Origin of the sequence: Rickettsia endosymbiont of Orchestes rusci, from assembly GCF_964030945.1 — a bacterium.
Classification (GTDB): Bacteria; Pseudomonadota; Alphaproteobacteria; order Rickettsiales; family Rickettsiaceae; genus Rickettsia.
The window spans coordinates 60066-82153 of sequence record NZ_CAXIQG010000002.1 but is presented as its reverse complement, the minus strand read 5'-3'; the positions used below and the strand labels follow the sequence as shown (position 1 = coordinate 82153).

Here is a 22088-nt window from a genome sequence, read left to right as displayed (position 1 = left end):
CCCCCCCTATCAAACAATTGAAATCTTTTAAAAATACCATTAAAATGGTTTTATATTTTTAGATTTAAATCATAGTTTGTAAATTCATTGGTAATTTAGTAATTGGGAAATTACCCGCAAGTTTTACATAACAGGTAAGATCTGGTAGATTCATAATTTCAGATGGCATTACTAATAATTTTCTTTTCTCTAAGCTATGCATATTTACTCCATCACGCATGGAGTTAGCACCATAAGAGAGATTCTCTTGAGTTTCAATAATTTCTTGCTCACCAAGCATTAAAGCTGATTTATGTGCTGTTTGCCAGTCACTTACTCGAAAAATAAATTTACTGCCAAATAAATCAAGCATTGAAGCTGCTCCTGCATGACCATATATTTCCTCTAATTGATGAATATTCTGCATGCCTGCAACAACGCAGCCACCATATTTCCTGCTTTCAGCTAAAGCTATATGGAGTGAAGATACCTTTTGTAAAGCTGGTAGTTCATCAATTACAAACCACATATTACTATGAGTATTATTGATGTTCCTATTCATTAATGCTTTTATCGCTATGCTAATCCATGCAGCAATAAGTGGTCGAAGCATTACTCTCTGATTAGGAGTACTAGTTATAAATAACCAACCTTTGTCCGCAGTAAACCACTTTCTAATACTAAAACTACCATCAGGCTTTAAATGTTGCAGAGCTTCAATATTTTTACTAACAGTTGCTTGAATACCAGACGAAGTCTCAGGTGCACTACTGCTAATTATACCGGCTACTGCACTATTTTTAAAGATACTGACAAATTCTTTATTATTTGCATAAAGAATAGTATTTATTAGCTTTTTGATGTCTTTGCTATCATGATATAATCTTAATCCTTCAGCTAATACTAGCTCAGCACTTTTAGCAAAAAAATCATCTAATTTTGGATTATAATTACTAAAACTACTGGCTATATCATTATAATCCCAAATTTCATGACAATCATTCCATGGTAACCAATGTTCTGTACCATCTTGCAAAGGATTGAGTAACTTATCACATTTGGAATCAAAAAATCGATCAGTAAAGCTACCTGTTAAATCAACAATAATTGCTCTACCTTGTTCTTTTCTAATCTGAGGTAATAGCTCATTTATCATATTGGTTTTACCGCTACCTGTAGTACCGGTAATAAGAATATGTCTTCTCTCACTATCTTTAACTAATGGCAACCCAGAAAAGCAAATATTAGCAGCTTGTTTGTTTTTATAAAGCATTTTTGCTAAAATACCTGCTTCGACAAAATCTGCTCCCCTAATCTTATCTTGAATAACAGCTTTTTTACCTCGATACATAAAAAAGATGATAGCAGTAAATATTCCAACAGTAAAAGTAATAATACCTTCTTGCCAAGCTGAATGCAATAAAAATTGCCCAAATTGATTGATATTATGCGAATGTGGTGTAACATGCCAAAATTTATGCACAAATTCTTCAGCATTACGGTAAACCCAAGCTTTTTGCTCTAAATAATAGAATTTAATACCTATTTGATCTATAGGATAAAAATGTTCTCCTATAGCAAGTTTTAACTCCGCATATCTCTCTATAATAAAATAATATAAGCTTACTAAGGATAATTTCTGATATATACGCCACATTAACCAAACTATGGTAAATACCAAAGCAACTGTTAAAGCATTGATACTTCCTTGACTAAACATTCGTAGCTGATGAGCAAAGATTTGTGAACCACGAGTAAAATTATTTTGATTTTGTGGTTGCATAGAATTACAAATTATTTTTTAATATCTTTAATTTTTCTTCAAACTCACCAGCCATAAGATCATTACCTAATTTTCTTAAAACTTTAATTATTGCTGTATATTCTTCTATCAGATTAGATTTGTATTTAAGAGCTAAGTGAAAATTTGCTTTGGCTTCTTTTTCTTTTCCCATACTAATCAATGTAATTCCTTTTTCTAAGTAACTTTCAGCATAATCAGATTTATACTTAATAGCTAAATCATAGCTCTTAATTGCATCTTGATATTTACCTAATTTTCTAAGGGCTATACCTTTTTCTAAGTATGATCCTATATAATCAGGATTATATTTGATTGCTAAATCACAATTCTCTATTGCTTCCTTATGTTTTTTTAATATGTTTAAAGACATGGCTTTGTTATAGTATGCTTCTACACAATTAGGCTGATATTTAATGGCTATATTACAGGTTTCAATTGCTTCTTGATATTTTCCTAAGTTTATTAAAGCTGCACCTTTGTTGTTATAAGCATCTGCATAATCTGATTTATACTTAATAGCTAAATCATAGTTTTCTATCGCTTCTTGATGTTGCCATAAAGACATTAAAGATATTCCCTTATTATAATAAGCTTCTGGATATCTAGGATTATATTTTAAAGCAAGATCAAAATTCTCTATCGCTTCTTGATACTTTCCTAAATTATTTAAAGAATTCCTCTTATTATTATATGCTTCTGCAAAACTAGCATTATATTTAATAGCTATGTCATATAAAGTTATAGCTTTCTGATACTGTCCTATTGTATTTAGAACGTTTCCTTTATTATTGTATGCTTCTGCACAGTGAGGGTTATATTTAATGGATAAATCATAATTTTTAATGGCCTCTTGATATTTTCCTAACTTATTGAAAATTATTCCTTTGCTATTATAAGCTATAGCATAGTAAGGCTTATATTTAATAGCTAAATCATAGTTTTTGATAGCTTCCTGATATTTATCTAATTTACTGATGTTACGCAGTATTTATCAAATAGGTATATTTGCCGCCATATTTTTTAATTGCTGAAATGCCATTTGATTAGCTTTTACAAGTAGCTTATATTTTATAGCAAAATGGTTAAGGTGAGTTTTTATTTTAAGTTTTTCCAATTTACAGTAAGCTATTAGTACAGAAAAAATATGGTTACATTGTGAACGAATAACTTTAGTCGGAGACTTTGCCAAACTAGCATTTTGCTTTATTGATTTGTGATATTCTTCGATACGCCACCGTTTTTGATAGAGTTCGTAGAAATATGGAACTTCTAGGCTTAAATCATTGGTAATCAAGTATAATATACCTTGTTTGCCGTTCTCGTTTGTGAAAACTTTTTTGAGTAGTTTGACCGGAAAATCAACTTCTTTAATCCAAACCGTTAAAGTAGTATTATCTTGCATATTTAATGATTCAATACGTTTAAAGTTTCCTAGTTGCTTATCTTGTGCAGAAATAGCTATTGTTCTATTGGATTTAATACCTAAAATAAATTTTTTACGGCATTCATAGTGAATAAACTTTATTGTTTCCTTTGACGAAAACCAATTATCCGCAAGAACGTAAGCAAAGCTTATGTCATTTTTAATAGCTTGTTTGACTAATTGGCGAAATAATTCGTTTTTATTACTACTTGATTTACGTTTTTCACGTCTGGTTTCTACATCACAAAATTTAATATCTTTTTTTATAACTTCATAACCTACAGGGACACTGATATCGCCATAACGGATTAAACATGATAGTAAATTAATACCCTTTACATGCCTACCTTTAGCATGAGAGTAATGCCAACAAATTATTTCGTTTTCATCCGTATATGCTTTCTCTTCAACTGAATCGTCAATAATTAAAACTCCCTCATCTACTTTATCCTGCTGTCTAACTAATCCTTTAACATACGACCATAGCTCTTTAGAACCGTACTCCCCACTATGTAAAAATCTAGTGATTTGATCATGGCTAAGCTCTCCCGATAATAATTCCGATAACCCTGTTGCCGTGGCGTACTTATTTTGACTAATTAAGTAATCTGTATAAATATCTAATAGTTTGTCCTGCAATTCTTATCTCTACATACATTTTTAAAGCTTAGAAATTATATAATTTTTTTACCTTTTTCAATCTATACCTGCGTAACATCTATAATTTATAAAAAGAACTACCAATATTGAAATATTCTTCAGCTAAAATATTAGGATCTTGAATTTGAATGTGTTGGTCTATTTGTTGGTTTGTATTAGTAGAATTAGTATAGTCTTCCGCTAAAACAACATTACAAAATATTAGTGGTAAGATCATGTTAAATGAGCTGTTACCTCAGATTAGAAAAGAACGAGGTAGAGCAATTATTATTGATTTAACAGGTAGCTTTACTGATAGATTTTTTGATCCAAAATGTGATAAGATACTTAATCCTTTGCAAGATGGTACAGAGCATTGGCTACCGTGGAATGATTGTCATGAAATTTGGGATTATAATGATATAGCCAGTAGTTTTAGTAATTATAATCCAAAATTAGATGATTTTTTTGCTAAAAGTGCTGAGCTAGTATTAGTTGAAGGATTAAGATTATATCAGGATAGCAAAGACATCAAAAAGCTAATAAATACTATTCTTTATGCAAATAATAAAGAATTTGTTAGGATCTTTAAAAACAGTGCAGTGTCCGGTATCATTAGCAGTGGTGCACCTGAGACTTCGTCCGGTATTCAAGCAACTGTTAGTAAAAATATTGAAGCTCTGCAACATTTAAAGCCTGATGGTAGTTTTAGTATTAGAAAGTGGTTTACTGCGGACAAAGGTTGGTTATTTATAACTAGTACTCCTAATCAGAGAGTAATGCTTCGACCACTTATTGCTGCATGGATTAGCATAGCGATAAAAGCATTAATGAATAGGAACATCAATAATACTCATAGTAATATGTGGTTTGTGATTGATGAGCTGCCAGCTTTACAAAAGATATCTTCACTCCCTATAGCTTTAGCTGAAAGCAGGAAATATGGTGGCTGCGTTGTTGCAGGCATGCAGAATATCCATCAATTAGAGGAGATATATGGTCATGCAGGAGCAGCTTCAATGCTTGATCTATTTGGTAGCAAATTTATTTTTCGAGTGAGTGATCAGCAGACAGCACATAAATCAGCTTTAATGCTTGGTGAGCAAGAAATTATTGAGACTCAAGAGAATCTCTCTTATGGTGCTAACTCCATGCGTGATGGAGTAAATATGCATAGCTTAGAGAAAAGAAAATTATTAGTAATGCCATCTGAAATTATGAATCTACCAGATCTTACCTGCTATGTAAAACTTGCGGGTAATTTCCCTATTACTAAATTACCAATGAATTTACAAACTTGATTTAAATCTAAAAATATCAAAGCCATTTTAATGGCATTTTTAAAAGATTTCAATTGTTTGATAGGGAAGATATACCTTATAAAGAAAAATCCTATTATAATGCCCCTTTAAATCGCTAATTTAGTATTACGAGTTTTAGAGGTAAGCTGCGTATAAAAAACTTTTCTGTTATTTCAGAATTTTTTATAAATGATTTTTCAAACAGCAGAGTAAATTTTACAAGAAATATGTTTACTCTAAAGAACTAATAAAAGCTTCATCAAGACCGGTTACACTAGAAATTAAAGCAACATTGCAACCTTGAGCTAACATTTTCTTTGCTACCTCTACTGCTTTATTATATTCCCCTTCAGCTTTTCCTTCAACTTTTCCTTCAGCTTTTCCAATCTGGATACCTTTAGCTTCACCAATCTGGATACCTTTAGCTTCACCAATCTGGATACCTTTAGCTTCACCAACTTGTAAGCCTTCAAGAATGCCTAATTCTTTTCCTTCTTGTTGCCAATGCTGTGCTAAACTTCTCATAAGCCTTGTCCCTATTTCTGGATTCAACTTTGTTGATAATAAATTCTCTAGCTTTATTTTATCAGCTTGCTCTATCTTCGTCAATGTATAATATAATATCATTTCTAGATAATCATAACCTATCGTTATTTTGGTTAATTCCGGTAATATATCTGATATTTCTTGCCATCTTTTTAACAACTCCCTCTCATGTATATGCTTGAGAAAAAATTCTAATATCCCTGACCATATCCTTTGTTTAAACTCTTCATCAGGAATTTCATGGACATTCACTAACTGGTAATCACTAATCCATAATTCTCTTGCTAATTTGTTATTGGCAAATAAATCCCACAAATTCCTTGCAACATTATATTTCTCCTGACCATTGAAAAATATCATTGGGTATATTAATGGTAAAGTCTTAGCTTGAGGATTTTGTATTAAATATCGCTCACAAATATTAATCATATATTTAAATAGCCTAAAAGCCATAAAATGATCTGCTTTTGATTGATGCTCGACAAGTAAAAATAAATATCCGTCTTGTTTATCAAATTTGCATGAGAATAAAACATCAGAGATAGAATCTTTTAAAGAGCTTTCTACAAATGTGGTATTTTCCATTGCTAAACTAGGAAAATCTATTAAACTTTTAATATTTGGGGGCAAATGTGCATTAAAGAACTCATGGGCAACTAGAGGATTCTCCAGTGCCTTACGAAATATCTTATCATGCTTAGCTTTCTTCGTGCCTTTATCTGGATCACCCAGCAAGTTTCCTTGTTCACTCATATATTTACATTTTTTGAACTTGGTAAAATATTATTACACTACACTCTAAACTCTTATTCCTTGACTAAGCTTGTGCTCAGATACTTGCTTTACCGCACTTCTTATTTCTTTAGCTATTTCTGAGCTGGGACTTATATACTGCATTACTTGTTTATCCCTTCCTATAGCATTTAAGTAATCTTCAGGCACTAAATGGCTTTTGCCTTGAAAATCATATACTCACTATATCAGAAAATCTTTTATCACCAAGATTATAATTAGGATCAAATTTATTCTGCATAATTTGTAAATCTTTCTGTATCTTCTTCTCTATTGCTGCTATGCAAATCTTGTTACTATAGAGCAGTACAAGAATCTATACCTTTTTCTCTGTAGATTTGTAAAGCAGTATCGATATTTTCTGCTGTGCCAAACTTTGCTAGAGCTTTTATTTGCTGTTGCTGCAAATTATTTAGTCCGTTATTATCGTTATTTGCAAATTTTGAAAATAATAATTCTATAGACTGAAATTGTGATTTTCTATCATCACTTGCTTTTAAGGATGATTTAAGTCCTATTGCATTGCTAGCTACTGTTAATTTTGCTATTTCAGGCTCTAGAAGATTGTCTAATAGATTCTGCTCCTTGAGATTTTAGCACATCATTAAAATCTCCTGTCTCCGAGTGGTCGTATTATTGCTACCGCTGCTCCTTTACTAATTAATTCTTCCTGAGCCTTAATTACAGTATTAACTGATACTGCGTCTTTGCCATCATTATCAGCAGCAATTATTATTCTCTCTCCTTTGATAGGCTCATAGTTCCGGATGTTACTTACACCTAAACTACAAAGAATTTTGCCTTTAATACCAGCTTCTACAATGCTTAAAGCCGTCTCTAGCCCCTTCTGCTATAACCGTTACATTACTTGCTGAATTGTTGCCATCTTTACTGCTTTGGTACTGCTTGCGCTGCTGTTCATTATTTTTACTAATCTCAACAAAAGAACCTCTGATTCTGCCAAAAGAACGTTTATTAACCTCAATATCAGCTTTATTATTTGTGTCTTTGTTTAAATAAATTGATTGTCCACCGGTAATATTACCATCTTTATTTCTAGCAAAAGCAATTAATGCAGGATAATATTCTTTGCTATGAGTGTCCCACATCATTTTGGTTCTAAGATCAAAGCTTAGTTGGTATCTTGTTAATACTTCTTTAATTCCACGATGTTCTGATAAATATCTTTTTGCTACATGACCTGGGCATAGACATATTTTAAAGAATCTGATTTTTCATATAATCCTATAGCTCTCTTAATTTTTACTATTTCATCATCTTGACCTGTTGGGGTTTTAATTTGTTGATTTTTGTTTGCTGCTAAATTTGCTGCTAGATCTTTACCTACGTTGGTTGACACACCAACCATATTTTGTAAATATTTCTTAGCTTCTATAAAATCACAATTTTTTTCTCTTTGTACTAAGGTAAATAAATCTCCTCCCTCTCCTTTACTAAAATCATACCATCTGCCGGCTTTACTGCCATTTATCTTCATCGCTATCTTACCATCTTTCTCCCAGCGTAGACACTTGACTATTTGATAAATGCTTGTTTGGACTGTCTAGCAAATTTCTACCTATTTCTTCCGCTTTAAATGATAATCGTTGCTTTAATTCTACTGCTTTTTGTTTATTAATAGTATTATAATCTATTTTATTCTTTGCCATAATATCCTCTTGTAACTTAACACTTATTGTTGTATCTTGTTTATTACAATTCGTAAGGTTATAAGAAGAGCTTTTCCGCTCTTCTTGGGCTTTATGGCTTGTGGCAAAATTTGTGCTAGTGCTTCTTAGGATTTCTGCTACTTTAGCAGGTGGTCTCTGAGCTTCATTCTTAAGTGGTAATAATTATCATTACTGTGTAATCTATCCTTAATATCTTCTACTACCCCTTTAAACCAATTACCTACTTTATCTATAATATTAGGACTCTTATTTTGCCTTGAATCGTTACCAACTCTTCTAAAGTTTTAAAATTAATGCTAGATAGCCTATTATCTATTTTGCTAAGTTGCGATATTAAACTGGTCCATATTCCTGGTAGCCTTCCTATTATAGTAAAGTTTTACCTCTTCTATGTGTCTTGTCATGGCTACATAAGAATTTCTGCTATTTCCTGCTAGATTATGTAATACATAGACATCTTTAATTGAGGCTCCTTGTGCTTTATACACTGTAGAAGCATAGCCATGTTTAAAGCTTACATCTTGAGGATTAAATTCTATTTCTTTCCCGCTATCTGTTTTAGCTATCAATCTTATCGTTACTTACTGAAGTTATCGTTGCAAATTCACCATTTTCTATTTGTAAATCTTTATTAGTACTGTCTTAAACAAAATACGATCTCCTGCCATATAATCTTCATACTTCTTCAGGCGATGCATAGCGTCTATATTCTTTACCGGTAAGCAAGCCTTTAGCTTTTAGTAACTCCCTGATCCCTTGATTAATACTATCTACTTCAGCATTACGCATGGTAATTATTAAACGCTCATTTAGAGCAAATTTGCTGTTACTCCAATCATTAATTAATCTTGCCATTGATTCTTCTAGCATATGATCAATCTTTAAACATTTATGCTGCTCTAATAACTGCAGACCACCGGCAATATCTGATTTTGCAAAGCATGAAGCCATTTCTCTTGCCCATGCCTTGCTTTGTCTCCTAATGTTACTTAATTCATATGAGCCAAATTTACTAGCCAATACTGTAAACATTCCTCCTCGCTCAATTGAAGTTAGTTGTCTCTCATCTCCAGCCAGTATCAGATTACAATTGTTACTCCTTGCTACTTTCAGCAATTCTAAATAATCACTATTACCTACCATCCCTGCTTCATCTACCACTAGCGTAGGCTACTCTCTTGGTAGCTCAGCTTTGCCATTATATAATTTAAATAAAAATCCTTTTACTGTATAACACTTGCCGGTAACCTTTACTTTTAAGCTCTGATGCTGCTTTATGAGTAGGGCTAAGCCCTATAACATTTTGCCCATTAGTTGGTGGCAATTTTATAAGCCTTCAGCAAGTACTTGTGACTTACCGGTGCCGGCCCTACCTTGCAAGGATCCTAATCCCTTGACTATTAATTAATATATGCTGCAGGCTTGCTCTTTGTGCTTCATTAACACTTGCAAGATTATCGATATCACTCTTAAGCTTAATAACGTTATTAAAATGAATCTGACTATTGATCTTATCTGCTATTCTAACTATCCTTAATTCTTCATCCCTTATGTCTTGAGTAGTATAGTATTTAGTATCCGTGCCATCTTCATTATATAGTTTGATTAATCTATCTGAATTTAATATTTCCCTTATTAGTTTTTGCTTTTCTGCTTCTTCTTTAATCTCTTTTACTGCTTTTTCTATATCCAATTTAGTAAAAATAGCTTGATGACGAATCATGCGATTCAAGCACTCCATCTGCTCCTCTTGACGATCTCAAGATGGGCTAGCCTGCATATTTTATTTTGCTCTGCTATTTCATTGATAATACTTCGCATTCTAGTAGGGCCGACATGCTGCTGTGGCATAAAACTTATCGGGTCTACTCGGATTTCTAAACCTAACTTGGCAAAATATTTATTGATTACTTCTTTAGCTCTCTCATGAATTATTTCCCCTTCTGGGATAATGAACGCTTTGCCCTGAACTTTGGCAAATTTAGGATTTAAATCTACTGCCTTAGCTCCTAATGCTTTTCCGTCTTCTGTGCAAATCTTCTGGTAGTAACAAGCACATGGGCATGCCAATTCTTCTCTCCATCATGTGGCTGATGAATATCAACCTGAACTCCAAGCCCATTCTTTACCCATCCCATCTCTTTGATGATTTCATGAGTAATGGCTATTCTATCATCTAAATCCAATTCCTTATCATCAGGCAGTGCTATAACTATATCTTTTAATAATTGACTGTTTTTTCGCTTTTCTGTACGCTCCACTTCGTTCATTAAAACTCTTGGATTTTTGAATCTTTTATCTACATAATCTGGCAATAAAACAGCATGATAAACATTATCGCCTTTTTTGCTAAAATTATAAGTGATGTTAGTTCTCTCATCTTTAATAATCAGCCTGGCATTATAAGCAGCTTTCAAGGCAAGCATTCTTACCTTCACTCCTACTTACTATTTCTATTCTTGCAAACTGTATCGCCATGGTTTATTAATTCTAACAATGTTCAATCCATCATTGACATTACCATGCAATCTTAAAATCATCCACTGAAACCAGAACCACTTGAACCAGCAAGCAAAAATAAACCGTAAGGTTTATATATTGCGTGGTGCGACACGATGGTACTAAAATAAAGTCTGCAAATATATTGCGTGGTGCGACACGATGGCACTAAAATAAAGTCTGCAAATATATTGCGTGGTGCGACACGATGGCACTAAAATAAAGTCTGCAAATATATTGCGGCTAGGTTGCATTTAGACCTAATTACTATTATTGCGGTGCAAGGTTGGTAACGATCTTGTGCTAAGCGCAATAAGAAGCCTAACTAAATTACTAATCTGGATGGGAAATAGGGGCAAGGTAAAGTTAAAATTGGTTAAACGAAAGTGAATCTTTGTATGGAAAATATCGTAAATATAAAAGCAGATACTCCAGATAATATCTGTTATAGGGATGAAGCTGAAAAGCTTAACTGTAAGAAGGAAGACGCGACCTTCTTTAAAAATGCCAGTTCCCCGGTATACAGAAGGTAACCAACTTAACGCATCTTTAATTAGTGAAACGTGGTAAGCCTATTACTTGGCAACTGGTAGTAGGTAAGAGAGGTCTTAAAAAGCTAATGACACTAAGCTGAAAGGCTACAGGAATAAATAACTGGGTGTATAGGCACTATGTGCTAATCAGAAATGATGCTGACTTGAGACTGGTGATTTACCCTAAGTAAGTAAACAAGATTATGAATTATATTGGAAAAGTTAGATGCAAAACGCAAATGTAACAATTAAGACCGATAATAATAACTTTGAGAAAATTTATTGGCATGCAATAAATTGGCAAGAAGTTAATAAAAAGGTTAATAATCTTCGTAGACGTATCTATAGGGCATCTGCAAATGGTAACATGAAATTAGTACGTAGTTTACAGAAGTTGATGTTGAAATCAAGATCAAATAAATTACTTGCTATAAGACGTATTACCCAAATCAATCGAGGGCGAAGAAGCCCTGGTATTGATAAAATAGTTGTTAATACAGATAAAGAAAGAAATTTGTTAATGGAGAAGTTAGCAAATAATAATCTATCATCTGTTAAACCGATCAAGCGTGTGTATATTCCCAAACGAAAAGGCAAACTTAGACCTTTAGGTTTACCTATTATTTTGGATAGATGTATGCAAGCTGTTGTTAAATCAGCACTTGAACCATTTTGGGAAGCTAAGTTTGAAGGGAGTAGTTACGGCTTTAGACCTGGACGCAGCACCCACGATGCAATACAGAGAATTTCTGCTATTGTTTGCCCTGGCACAACCAGGGGATGGATACTGGATGCTGATATTAAAGGTGCATTTGATAATATTAATCATAATTTTCTTTTGAAAATTATAGGAAATTTTCCAGCACGAAATTGGATTAAAGCATGGCTTAAATCTGGCGTGATGGAAGAATATCAATTCACCAAAACAACAGTTGGAACTCCTCAAGGGGGAGTAATCAGTCCCTTACTTTTAAATACAGCTCTTCATGGAATGGAAGACATACTTAACATAACTTATGATAAATATGATCATCTCCATCCAAAATCTGAATATGCTTTAGTAAAATACGCTGATGATTTTATAGTTTGTGCAAAATCTGAAAGCTCTTGTATTAAAGCAAAGAAGATAATTAACGATTGGTTAAATATTAGAGGATTAGCATTATCAGAAGAAAAGACTAAGATACTTCATATTAAAGAAGGGTTTGATTTTCTGGGATTTAATATCCGGCAATATAATACCAAGAGTAGAAGAAGAGGTATAACACTACTAGTTAAACCATCCAAAGATACTATTAAATCATTTAAAAAGCGAATAATGATTGAATGGAAAAGAAGCTTCTCATGGGAAATTGACAGGATAATTGAAAACCTTAATCCTAGAATAATGGGATGGTGCAGTTATTTTAACAAAGTTATAGCCAAAAGAACTTTTATCCAACTAGATCGTTGGATGTGGATGCGACAAGCAAGATTTGCTTGTAGAAGACATCCTAATAAATACTGGTGGTGGCTTAAAGAGAAGTATTGGGGCAGAATCAAAGCTCGAAATGATAATTGGGTCTTTATGGATAAAAGTAAAGATCTATATCTATGGAAATTACAATGGACAGCAATCAAAAGGCATATTCTAGTTAAAGGCAAAGCATCTCCTGATAATCCAGAACTTAAGGAATACTGGCAAAAACGTCAAGCTAGTAAACCAAAGTACTTCTTTAAAACCAGACAGATTCTTTGGCGTAGACAAGAAGGTAAATGCTCTGTTTGTTTAGATTCAATAGATAATGGAGAAAAGGTGCAAGTCCATCATAAAAGACCTACAAGATGTGGCGGCACTGACCATATTAACAATTTGTGCTTATTGCATACAAACTGTCATAGGCAAGTACATAGCAAGCGAGGCCAACTAATTGCAGCTGTTAGTAAATTGCTTGAGCCGTATGCATAGCAATATGCTTGTACGGTTGTGTGTCCAGAGAAACTAGTATGTTCAGTAGGAGGTAACCCTACTAGATTAAAAGTTAGAGATCTATAGCTAGGATAGCAGCATGGCGAGAAATCAAGATGTTGGAACCTATCGACAAACTTACCTATAGGGTAAGAGCGAATTATCAGGCCGCAGCGAGAGCGAACACATAGGTGGCCCCGAAAGTGCGAAGCCCCGAAGGCCGAACTAGCGACCGTAGAGTGAAGGCAATATGTTCAATTGAAAACTAACTGATACAATTGGACACTTCGGCGGGGTGGGAGTGGCAGCATGATAATAAGGACATATTAAGTGACTGGAGAAGTCCTACTCATCCCAGGAAGAAAGCTCTTGGAGCAAGGTAAATTCTATAACTAGCAAAACTAGGAAATGAATTGAAGATGAGAGGATGGCGGATGGGTGTGTATTAGCAATGAAGCAGAGTAATGCCTGTGGAGCGAAGACACCCTACTGATAACATTATTCCAACAACAAGGGAGGTAAAGACGAATGATAAAAACGTCTATAGAATTACAAGACCTGAGAAGGAAAATATACATCAAAGCTAAAGCTGAAAAGCAATGGCGATTTTGGGGATTATATGTTCATGTATGTAAGATAGAAACACTAAGAGAAGCCTACAAGCTAGCTAAGCATAATAAGGGGGCGCCTGGAATAGATGGTGTTACCTTTGAAATGATAGAGTTAGCGGGGGTTGAACAATTTCTAGAAAACATACAAACAGAATTACAAGCCAGAACCTATTATCCTGAAAGGAAAAGGGTCAAGGTAATTCCTAAAGATAATGGTAATAAAGTGAGGAAGTTATCCATACCAACTATCAAAGATAGAGTGGTAGAAGGAGCACTAAAGCTCATTTTAGAACCAATATTTGAAGCTGACTTCCAACCTGGATCATATGGATATCGCCCTAAACGGACTGCAGCTGCGGCTATAGAAAAAGTTACAGTAGCAGCAATTAAGGAGAAGACAAGAGTAATAGATGTAGATTTACGCTCTTACTTTGACACGATTGCTCACCTTGAGCTATTTAACAAGATAGCAGAGCGTGTAAATGACAAAGATGTTATGAAGCTACTAAAATTGATAGTCAAAGCAGGTGGAAAAAGAGGTATATCTCAAGGCGGGCCACTATCACCGCATTTAAGCAATATTTACTTAAATGAAGTAGATAAAATGCTAGAAAGAGCAAAGGAAGTGAGTAAGCTAAGAGATGGCTATGACCATATAGAGTACGTTAGATGGGCTGATGATCTGATCATACTAATTGATGGCTATAGAAAATGGCAGTGGTTAGAGAGAGCGATCAATATAAGGCTAAGACAAGAATTGTTGAAAATAAAGGTTGAACTAAACGAAGAGAAGACAAAGACAGTTGATCTAAAGAATGGTGAAACATTTAGCTTTCTGGGATTTGATTTTAGACGAGCGAAAACTAAGCAAGGTAAAATTGGAATCCAGAAGACGCCTAGAATGAGAGCGCGAACTGCCCTGCTAGCAAAACTAAAAGAGATATTCCGCAAGTTTATATCGCAACCAGTTGATAGAGTAACATACCTTATCAACCCGATATTACGAGGTTGGATAAACTACTTTAGGATTGGTAACTCTAGCCGTTGTTTTGGATATGTAAGAGACTGGGTAGAGAAGAAAGTAAGACGCCATTTAATGAAATCACGAGGATTGAAAGGCTTCGGCTGGGAAAGGTGGAGTAGGAGAGATTTGTATGAGAAGATGGGATTATATAACGATTACCAAATTCGATATTACAGACCTTTGAAAGCAATAACAGCGGATAGGTCATAGGCAATGATAAGAAGTTATCAGGAAAGCGTAATACGGGAAATCTGTACGTTACGTTTGACGAGGCGGGTGATGGAAACGGGGATAACAAAAGCTACCGCGCCATTGCTCGACCCTACCTTTGGGAGGAAAGCACGCTAAGTGCCTACCTACCCGCTTCTCCCTGTTTTTACAAACAAGGAGAGAACTCTCCTCTCTGCTACTTCTTTATAGGTCTTGAATAATGGTAATCATCTTTATTTGTTTTTATTGATCTTAGTTTGCTGGTTCGGGTAGGTATGGTGATATTTTGATTTTGAATGGCTTGCACAGCTTCATAACCAAATTGTTCTACATAAGATTTTGCATCTTTTACTATACTATTTGACTTTAGCAATAGAGTTAAATTATGTTTTAATAGTTCCTTTATCATAATTTATAAAATTAGAAAGAAAAATTTGTTATCCTTGGCATTAACTATATCTTCTTACTTGTATTATTCTTTTTTTTGTAACTCTCACACACAGCATTAACTTTTTGAACAAATGCTGCAAACTCATCAACTTTTAAGATTTGTTTTTCTTCCTTCTTATATTTAAGCCAAACCTCAATATATGGTAACGAGTTACAGTATTTATCTTCATAAATTTCTATAGGGTTTCTAGTAAGATATTCTTCATGAAAATATCCACGGCACACATAACAAAATTCAATTTCATACGGTATAGACGGTAAAAATAACGGTGCAGATGAGGAAGCCCTTTCGGAATTCATTATATCTAGTTCATGCATCTGAAAAAAGGCTTTACTAGAAAAATTCTCTGGGTTTTCTGCTCCCAGCATCACAAAGCTAGCTTTATCAAAATCCCATGCGTCTTCTGCTTCTAGACGTGCAAATCTGTCTTCATTTACATTTCCTTGCAATTCAGCTACCTTTTGCATCAACAACCATGTATGTTGATGGTTTAGTAACTTAGAAAAATAGAGCACTCCATTTTTTATGTATACGTCACGTATATATGCCCATTCATCTTTAGCTTGGTTTAAAGGCTTTATAATTAGCTGATCACCGTCGTGCTTAAAATAAAATATTTCTAAATTAGTAGGCAAAATGCTCCTACCATTATAAATCTCTTCATTGGCTATAGCAAATTGCTCTTTAGCAAAAGTTCCTATAAATTTTATCCGATAGCTTTCTTCAGAAGCAAGGCGACCATCTTCATATATCATACTCAGCGTTGTAACTCTTATTTCATTTGCATCACTGATTATTTCATATGGTTTTATTATTTCTCTTAGATTGTCATCTCTGATTTCTTCATAATATGCTCTTTTACTCTCTAGTTCTTTATGGCATTTTTCTAGGTCAATAATATTGCTTTTTCTTTCAATAATACAATGTGGAGATATAATTTTTCCTTTATATATAAAATCATTAGGAATTCCTAAATTTTCTTCGTTCTGCCTAGTATCTATAGTATCATTGGACACTTCTTTTGACTCTATGATAGCAAACATATCGTTAGTAATTAAAGTTACTGATACTGCAATAAGAAAAAACTTAAGAAAATTTTTATACATAATACTTCTTTAAACTTAGTGGTATAAACTTTATTTCATTATTATGCTGGACTTTGCAAGCTTAAAAGTTGTATCAAACGTTAGTCTGTTTTAGAAAAATTTGTAGAATTTCCTAGCACTTATAGTTATGAAGTTGACTTCCATAATTTATTGATGATTCATGATGATTATAATAATCAAAAATAAAATTATCTCTATGGATAATGTCATAAAACGTAGATTAAAATTAGAACAAAAAAAAGCTCAAATTATTACTGAAGAAGCAAGACTTAAAATTCAAGAAAGAAAAGCTCGTACCCGTCGTTTAATTGAAATCGGTGGCTTAGTTGTTAAAGCTAAACTTGATGATTTACCCACTAACAGTTTACTAGGAGCTTTTGTTTCTTTAAAAGAAAAATTAATACAAAATTCTAATATCCAAGATCAGTGGACTAAAATCGGCAAAAATATTTTTGATAATCACGAATTAAGATAATTTAATATTAATATCATATATAAAAATTTTTAATATTTAAATTAAGGAGTAGATAAATTGTATATCATCTGATACCATTATATAGTATTTAAAACAGTGAGGTGGTACCCTTTGTCTAGACAAAGGGTACCACCTCAGTGTAAGGTAAAGATATGCCAATAGTAACAAGAGAACAAACAATAGAGCAAATAAAACAAACCCTAAGTTCAAAAGAGATTAATGGTCAAGACAAATTTGAACTATTAAAAAAAGTATTAAGTGATCCAACCATAGACAAACATGTAATGCTGGATTTAGGAATAAAATACCTGAATAACTTAAAGAATCCTAAAGTTATAAATCAATATAAATCTGACTCACATGATGTTATGAAAAAGTTACATAATACCTTTCAGGGAGACGAGTTATATAAACCATGGGTACGCTACTTTGATGTAACATATAAGGTCAAGGAAGAACTAAGAGGAAAAGACGCACTTAAGATATTCAAAAGAAAGCTTGAAATATTCAAAAGTAACATAAGTGAACTAGTACAGAAATTGTTATTTGAGAATGGAAATAGCAAAATGGATTGGCGAATAGCAAAAAAAATGCTTGCAGTAAGTGGAGACTTATTTAAAAGGGATACAATAGATATTTTTCAACAAGAAGATTTATTTAAGCCAATTTTAGTTGAAATAACAAAAGCACTAGAGTTTCTTTTATGGAAAGATCCAACAAATGTTTTTGCTAGTACTCAACTGACTATTAAGATACTAGAACTACTAAAGCATTTTAGTGATCAGGCTAAATTTATTCAGCTGAAAGATGCAGTTTTAAGTTGCAGATTTGATAAAGAGAAATTTAAGTTGCCTAATACAGTGATTATTGGTGAAGATGGTGGTATGTATTTGCTGTTAAATAACCTAACAAGAGATAATGAACAAGTTATTAAAGAAATTACTGGCGATGATTACCTAGAAGATAAGTTACAAAAAAAAGGAGAAAACCAACAGATTACTATCGGCAAAGGTGGTTTTGGTACAGTAAGGTTTGCATTAAGCTTATTTGATTCTAAGTCAAAACCTGGAGAAGTGGTTTGTATTAAGAAAACTAAAAGTATTAAAGACCCGGAAACACCTTGTGCACGGATTATTGATGAAACTCTTAAAGATTACTTTACCAATGATATAGCAGATATAATATATGCCCCAAATGTTTTTGATATGGCATTAGTTACTCAAAATGCAGGAAATAGCCATCGTAAAGGTTATGTGATGATGGAAATTCTACCACAAAATACAGCAACTAAAGTATTTGCGAACTCAGTATATCAAAAGTGGGAATATCAAAAGCCTTATTTATTAGATGTGTTTAGCAAAACACTAGATTTGTTAGATAAAAATGTTGTAATGACAGATCTAAAGCCAGATAATACTTTGTATGATACAGATATAAGGAAAGCGACTATCATTGATCTTGGCGGCATAGTTAAAATTGATAATAGAGAAGAAATAAGCAAATTTAATATTGCTAAATATTCTTTTCAGAGTACAGAAGGGTTTACTGCTATAGAACTGCAACAAAAAGCAGGAGTTATTGATATTAGAAAAGCCTTAGCATTTGCTTGTGGTAAAATTATAAAAGATATTACAAAATACGGTACAGCTATTATTAGCAATAAGGAAGAGGAAATTCAAGAGTTAATTACCAGCTTAACAAATCCAAATCTAGAGCAAAGGATTTCAATCAAAGATGCCATAACAAAAATAGAAGCAATTGGTGATGATAGTTATAAGGAAAATATTATTTTTACTCACTATATAAGTAAAATCAAAGAGCGACTTAAAAATAACAAATCATCTATAAGTATTAATGAAGATATAGAAAGGACTAAAGATTTATACATAAATCTTTATACTACTGAACTTAATCCTTATAGGTATGCCAAGTTAAAAACCGATGTTTTATTCAGTAAAATAGATGATTTTTGGGACGGGCAAAAAGAGGTAATGTTACTACTTGGAGTAGCTGGTGCTGGTAAAAGTATTACATTGCAGCTAAAATTCATTGAAGCAGTTAACAACTGGAAGCCTGGTAATCCACTTCCAATATATTTTAATTTTGCTAGTAATATTGATTTAGTTAAAGTCATAAATTCTTTTAATAATGAACTAGGTACTAATCTTAAACTTGAAAACATTCAAAATGCACATTTATATATCGACAGTTTTGATGAAGGGTTAGGCATTGCTACTAGTCGTGAAACATTAATTAGGGGATATATTAAAAAGTTAGGAGAACCCAAAATATTAATCTCTTGTGGAACGGATTATCTACTAGATAATAATGATTATAGTTGGTTCATGCCCGAGTCAAAGCAACTTGAGATTTGTTATATTGCCCCTATTAATTATAGAGAGGAACAAAAGTTAGAAGAATATGTAAGTAAGTATGTTGATAATAGTGATGGAAGTCATGACAAAAAATATTACTTAGATAAAATTAATAAATTAAAAATAGAACCAATTATTGACACTGGTTTTATGTTTGAAATTGTGATGCAATCGGTATCTTCAATAGATATACCTTCAACTATAGAAAAACCTATTAGCAAACAAGATATTTATGATGAATATGTTAAAATTAAGCAAAGTAAGAAAGTAGAAGTTCTACACGAAAGACAAAAAAACAAAATAGTTGAATTATTATCAAACCTTAATATAGATATTAATAAGAATACCCAGGAACTAAATCAGCTGTTAAAAGAATTAGGTAAATATATAGCTATGCAGCTACATTTGCAGAATGAATTTAGGATTAAAGCTGACAGTGAGTTATTTAAGGCTTTCGGATATGAAGAATCAACTTTATTCAAGCAACAGGCATTATATCATATATTAAAGCTTCTACCGCTAAAAATTGAAACTAAAACTTCGGGATCTAAAGTTAAAGTAGAGCAAGAAGTAGAAATAGGATTTGCTCATGTTATATTTAAAAATTATTACTTATTTGAAGAAATTAAAGATGAAGTTGAAAGATTTGGAAAAAGTGAAATACTCGCTAGCCATAGCATAGTTAAAGATGTTGAACTAATTAAACTAATCGCAGAGGACGTAGTTTATAACAAGGATTTACAAGAATTCTTAATACGGACCATTGACGCAACTAAGCAAGATAAATCTGATGAAGCAGTAACTTTTGCATCTAATAGCATAACATTACTTATAGCAGCACAATATTCATTTTCTGAGGGAAATTTAAGTAATATAGCAGTCAGAGGAGCAAACATTAGAAATGGGATTTTTCAATATGTAGATTTTAGCAATGCGGATTTAACTGAAGTTAATTTAACTAATGCAAACCTAGTAGGTGCTAAGTTTATCGGTACTAATCTGACTAGTATTAAGTTATCACTATATCCTGATTTAGAGCATAATGCTCCTGTCTACTGTCTAAGTTATTCCCCTGACGGTAAATATCTTGCTTCAGGTTCTAATGATCAAATAGTAAGAATATGGGATGCTAGGAATGGCAACTTACTCCAAAATCTAAAAGGACACACCTGGTATATTAACTGTCTAAGCTATTCCCCTGATGGCAAATATCTTGCCTCAGGTTCTACTGATAACACAGTAAAAATATGGAATGCTGAAAATCCTGAGGATGATAAGAATCATAGATTACTCCAAAATCTAGAAGGACATACACGCTATGGTGTAGGGTATATAAACTATTCCCCTGATGGGAAACATCTTGCCTCAGGTTCTTGTTATATGGATCCCATATTAGAAATATGGAATGTTGAGAATCCTGAGAATGATAAGAATGATAGATTACTCCAAAAGCTAAAGGGACATACGTGTATAAGCTATTCCCCTGATGGCAAATATTTTGCTTCAGGTTCTACTGATAACACAGTAAAAATATGGAATGCTGAAAATCCTGAGGATGATAAGAATCATAGATTACTCCAAAATCTAGAAGGACATACCGATGAGATTAAATGTATAAGCTATTCCCCTGACGGCAAATATCTTGCCTCAGGTTCTGGAGATCACACCATAAAAATATGGAATGCTGAGAACGGTAGCTTACTCAAAAATCTAGTAGGACATACCGATAAGATTAAGTGTATAAGGAATAGCTCTTAGAAAATTAGGTAAATACCAGGATGCAATTAAGAGCTATGATTTAGCTATTAAGGACAAAATTGATTATGCTGAAAGTTACTTAGAAAAAGGGATTACTTTAATTAGCATGGAAAAACATAAGGAAGCTAAAGAAAATTTTCACTTAGCTCTTAAATACAAACCTAATCTTATGACAGAATATGAAGCAATAATTAAAGCTTTAAGGCAATTAGGTAATGATCTAATGGCTAATGAGTTTGAAGAAAAATTAAAGATAATGCAAGATAATTTATAATTGGATGCAACAAAATCAAAATAATTTTACTCGTGGTTCACAAATTTTTGCTCATCAGATGAGAATGCTTGGGCAAGGCAGTATTAATGCTTTAACTATTGGATTAATATTTTCTGTAATTTGGCTGATATTACGAATATCTCAGCAATTATCTTTAATAAGCCTATATTATTTTATCATAGAGCGATACACACAATTAAAACTTGCTATAGGAGTACATTTTTATCCTATAGATCAAATAGGTATTAAATTCTATTATTTAGAGCAAAAAGCTTGGGTTTACCGTAATGCTGAAGAATTTGTTCATAAATTTTGGCATGTTACACCGCATTCGCATAATATCAATCAATTTGGGCAATTTTTATTGCATTCAGCTTGGCAAGAAGGTATTATTACTTTTACTATTGGTCTGTTTACTGCTATCATCTTTTTTATGTATCGAGGTAAAAAAGCTGTTATCCAAGATAAGATTAGGGGAGCAGATTTTGTAGAAACTAAAACTTTAGCTACAATGCTTTATAAAAACAAGCAAGCTGCTAATATTTGCTTTTCTGGATTGCCATTAGTTAAAGATAGCGAGAGAAGACATATTCTTATTACCGGTACTACAGGTAGCGGTAAAACTAAAAATATGAATGCTAATTTCTTA

Annotated in this window: 10 protein-coding genes and 4 pseudogenes; 7 read left to right on the top strand and 7 right to left on the bottom strand. The window is 32.8% G+C overall.

Annotated features, from left to right (window positions below; all coding sequences use genetic code 11):
• Positions 1 to 64: 64 nt before the first annotated feature.
• From AAHM91_RS01810 to AAHM91_RS01800, 3 genes are read right to left on the bottom strand one after another with little or no spacing between them, the layout of a single operon-like run.
• On the bottom strand, positions 65 to 1762 hold the full coding sequence (locus tag AAHM91_RS01810) for a type IV secretion system DNA-binding domain-containing protein (protein ID WP_342269678.1): 1698 nt from the start codon (positions 1760 to 1762) through the stop codon (positions 65 to 67).
• A 4-nt stretch (positions 1763 to 1766) separates the two neighbouring features.
• Positions 1767 to 2771 carry a tetratricopeptide repeat protein gene (locus tag AAHM91_RS01805; protein WP_410526155.1) on the bottom strand — a complete coding sequence of 335 codons (1005 nt, stop codon included), beginning with the start codon at positions 2769 to 2771 and terminating at the stop codon, positions 1767 to 1769.
• 3 nt (positions 2772 to 2774) lie between these two features.
• On the bottom strand, positions 2775 to 3845 hold the full coding sequence (locus tag AAHM91_RS01800) for an IS701 family transposase (protein WP_342269493.1): 1071 nt from the start codon (positions 3843 to 3845) through the stop codon (positions 2775 to 2777).
• A 224-nt stretch (positions 3846 to 4069) separates the two neighbouring features.
• Between AAHM91_RS01800 and AAHM91_RS01795 the strand changes: the two are divergent.
• Positions 4070 to 5146 (top strand): annotated as a pseudogene (locus AAHM91_RS01795) (type IV secretion system DNA-binding domain-containing protein); the annotation flags it as partial.
• Between the two features lie 231 nt (positions 5147 to 5377).
• Here the strand turns inward: AAHM91_RS01795 and AAHM91_RS01790 are convergent.
• Positions 5378 to 6445, bottom strand: coding sequence for an Rpn family recombination-promoting nuclease/putative transposase (locus tag AAHM91_RS01790; protein WP_342269677.1), 1068 nt, complete (start codon positions 6443 to 6445; stop codon positions 5378 to 5380).
• Positions 6446 to 6490: 45 nt separating this feature from the next.
• A pseudogene (locus tag AAHM91_RS10915) lies at positions 6491 to 10653 on the bottom strand (AAA family ATPase).
• A 780-nt stretch (positions 10654 to 11433) separates the two neighbouring features.
• Between AAHM91_RS10915 and ltrA (AAHM91_RS01740) the strand changes: the two are divergent.
• Both ltrA (AAHM91_RS01740) and ltrA (AAHM91_RS01735) read left to right on the top strand, forming a co-directional pair.
• Complete coding sequence (ltrA, locus tag AAHM91_RS01740) at positions 11434 to 13155, top strand: group II intron reverse transcriptase/maturase (protein ID WP_342269504.1); 1722 nt, start codon at positions 11434 to 11436, stop codon at positions 13153 to 13155.
• A 528-nt stretch (positions 13156 to 13683) separates the two neighbouring features.
• Positions 13684 to 15000 carry a group II intron reverse transcriptase/maturase gene (gene ltrA, locus AAHM91_RS01735; RefSeq protein ID WP_342269505.1) on the top strand — a complete coding sequence of 439 codons (1317 nt, stop codon included), beginning with the start codon at positions 13684 to 13686 and terminating at the stop codon, positions 14998 to 15000.
• A gap of 196 nt (positions 15001 to 15196) precedes the next feature.
• Here ltrA (AAHM91_RS01735) and AAHM91_RS01730 read toward each other — a convergent pair whose 3' ends face one another.
• On the bottom strand, positions 15197 to 15409 hold the full coding sequence (locus AAHM91_RS01730; protein ID WP_342269668.1) for a hypothetical protein: 213 nt from the start codon (positions 15407 to 15409) through the stop codon (positions 15197 to 15199).
• A gap of 44 nt (positions 15410 to 15453) precedes the next feature.
• A complete protein-coding gene (locus tag AAHM91_RS01725) occupies positions 15454 to 16557 on the bottom strand; it encodes a hypothetical protein (protein WP_342269667.1) in 1104 nt (367 codons plus the stop codon).
• A 196-nt stretch (positions 16558 to 16753) separates the two neighbouring features.
• Between AAHM91_RS01725 and AAHM91_RS01720 the strand changes: the two genes are divergently transcribed.
• From AAHM91_RS01720 to AAHM91_RS01705, 4 genes and pseudogenes are all read left to right on the top strand, one after another.
• Positions 16754 to 17032, top strand: coding sequence for a conjugal transfer protein TraD (locus AAHM91_RS01720; RefSeq protein WP_342257180.1), 279 nt, complete (start codon positions 16754 to 16756; stop codon positions 17030 to 17032).
• Between the two features lie 152 nt (positions 17033 to 17184).
• Entirely contained in the window at positions 17185 to 21165 is a 3981-nt protein-coding gene (locus tag AAHM91_RS01715) for a WD40 domain-containing protein (protein WP_342269666.1), read from the top strand.
• A pseudogene (locus AAHM91_RS01710) lies at positions 21152 to 21439 on the top strand (tetratricopeptide repeat protein); the annotation flags it as partial. The gene AAHM91_RS01715 and the pseudogene AAHM91_RS01710, both read left to right, overlap by 14 nt.
• A gap of 4 nt (positions 21440 to 21443) precedes the next feature.
• Positions 21444 to 22076 (top strand): annotated as a pseudogene (locus AAHM91_RS01705) (TraD N-terminal domain-containing protein); the annotation flags it as partial.
• Positions 22077 to 22088: the final 12 nt, after the last annotated feature.

What these genes read in the sequence shown, in the direction of transcription:
- ltrA (WP_342269505.1), top strand. Translation starts at nt 13,684, where the DNA reads ATGATAAAAACGTCTATAGAATTACAAGACCTGAGAAGGAAAATATAC.
- AAHM91_RS01720 (WP_342257180.1), top strand. Translation starts at nt 16,754, where the DNA reads ATGGATAATGTCATAAAACGTAGATTAAAATTAGAACAAAAAAAAGCT.
- AAHM91_RS01810 (WP_342269678.1), bottom strand. Translation starts at nt 1,762, where the DNA reads ATGCAACCACAAAATCAAAATAATTTTACTCGTGGTTCACAAATCTTT.
- AAHM91_RS01790 (WP_342269677.1), bottom strand. Translation starts at nt 6,445, where the DNA reads ATGAGTGAACAAGGAAACTTGCTGGGTGATCCAGATAAAGGCACGAAG.
- AAHM91_RS01725 (WP_342269667.1), bottom strand. Translation starts at nt 16,557, where the DNA reads ATGTATAAAAATTTTCTTAAGTTTTTTCTTATTGCAGTATCAGTAACT.
- ltrA (WP_342269504.1), top strand. Translation starts at nt 11,434, where the DNA reads ATGCAAAACGCAAATGTAACAATTAAGACCGATAATAATAACTTTGAG.
- AAHM91_RS01715 (WP_342269666.1), top strand. Translation starts at nt 17,185, where the DNA reads ATGCCAATAGTAACAAGAGAACAAACAATAGAGCAAATAAAACAAACC.
- AAHM91_RS01730 (WP_342269668.1), bottom strand. Translation starts at nt 15,409, where the DNA reads ATGATAAAGGAACTATTAAAACATAATTTAACTCTATTGCTAAAGTCA.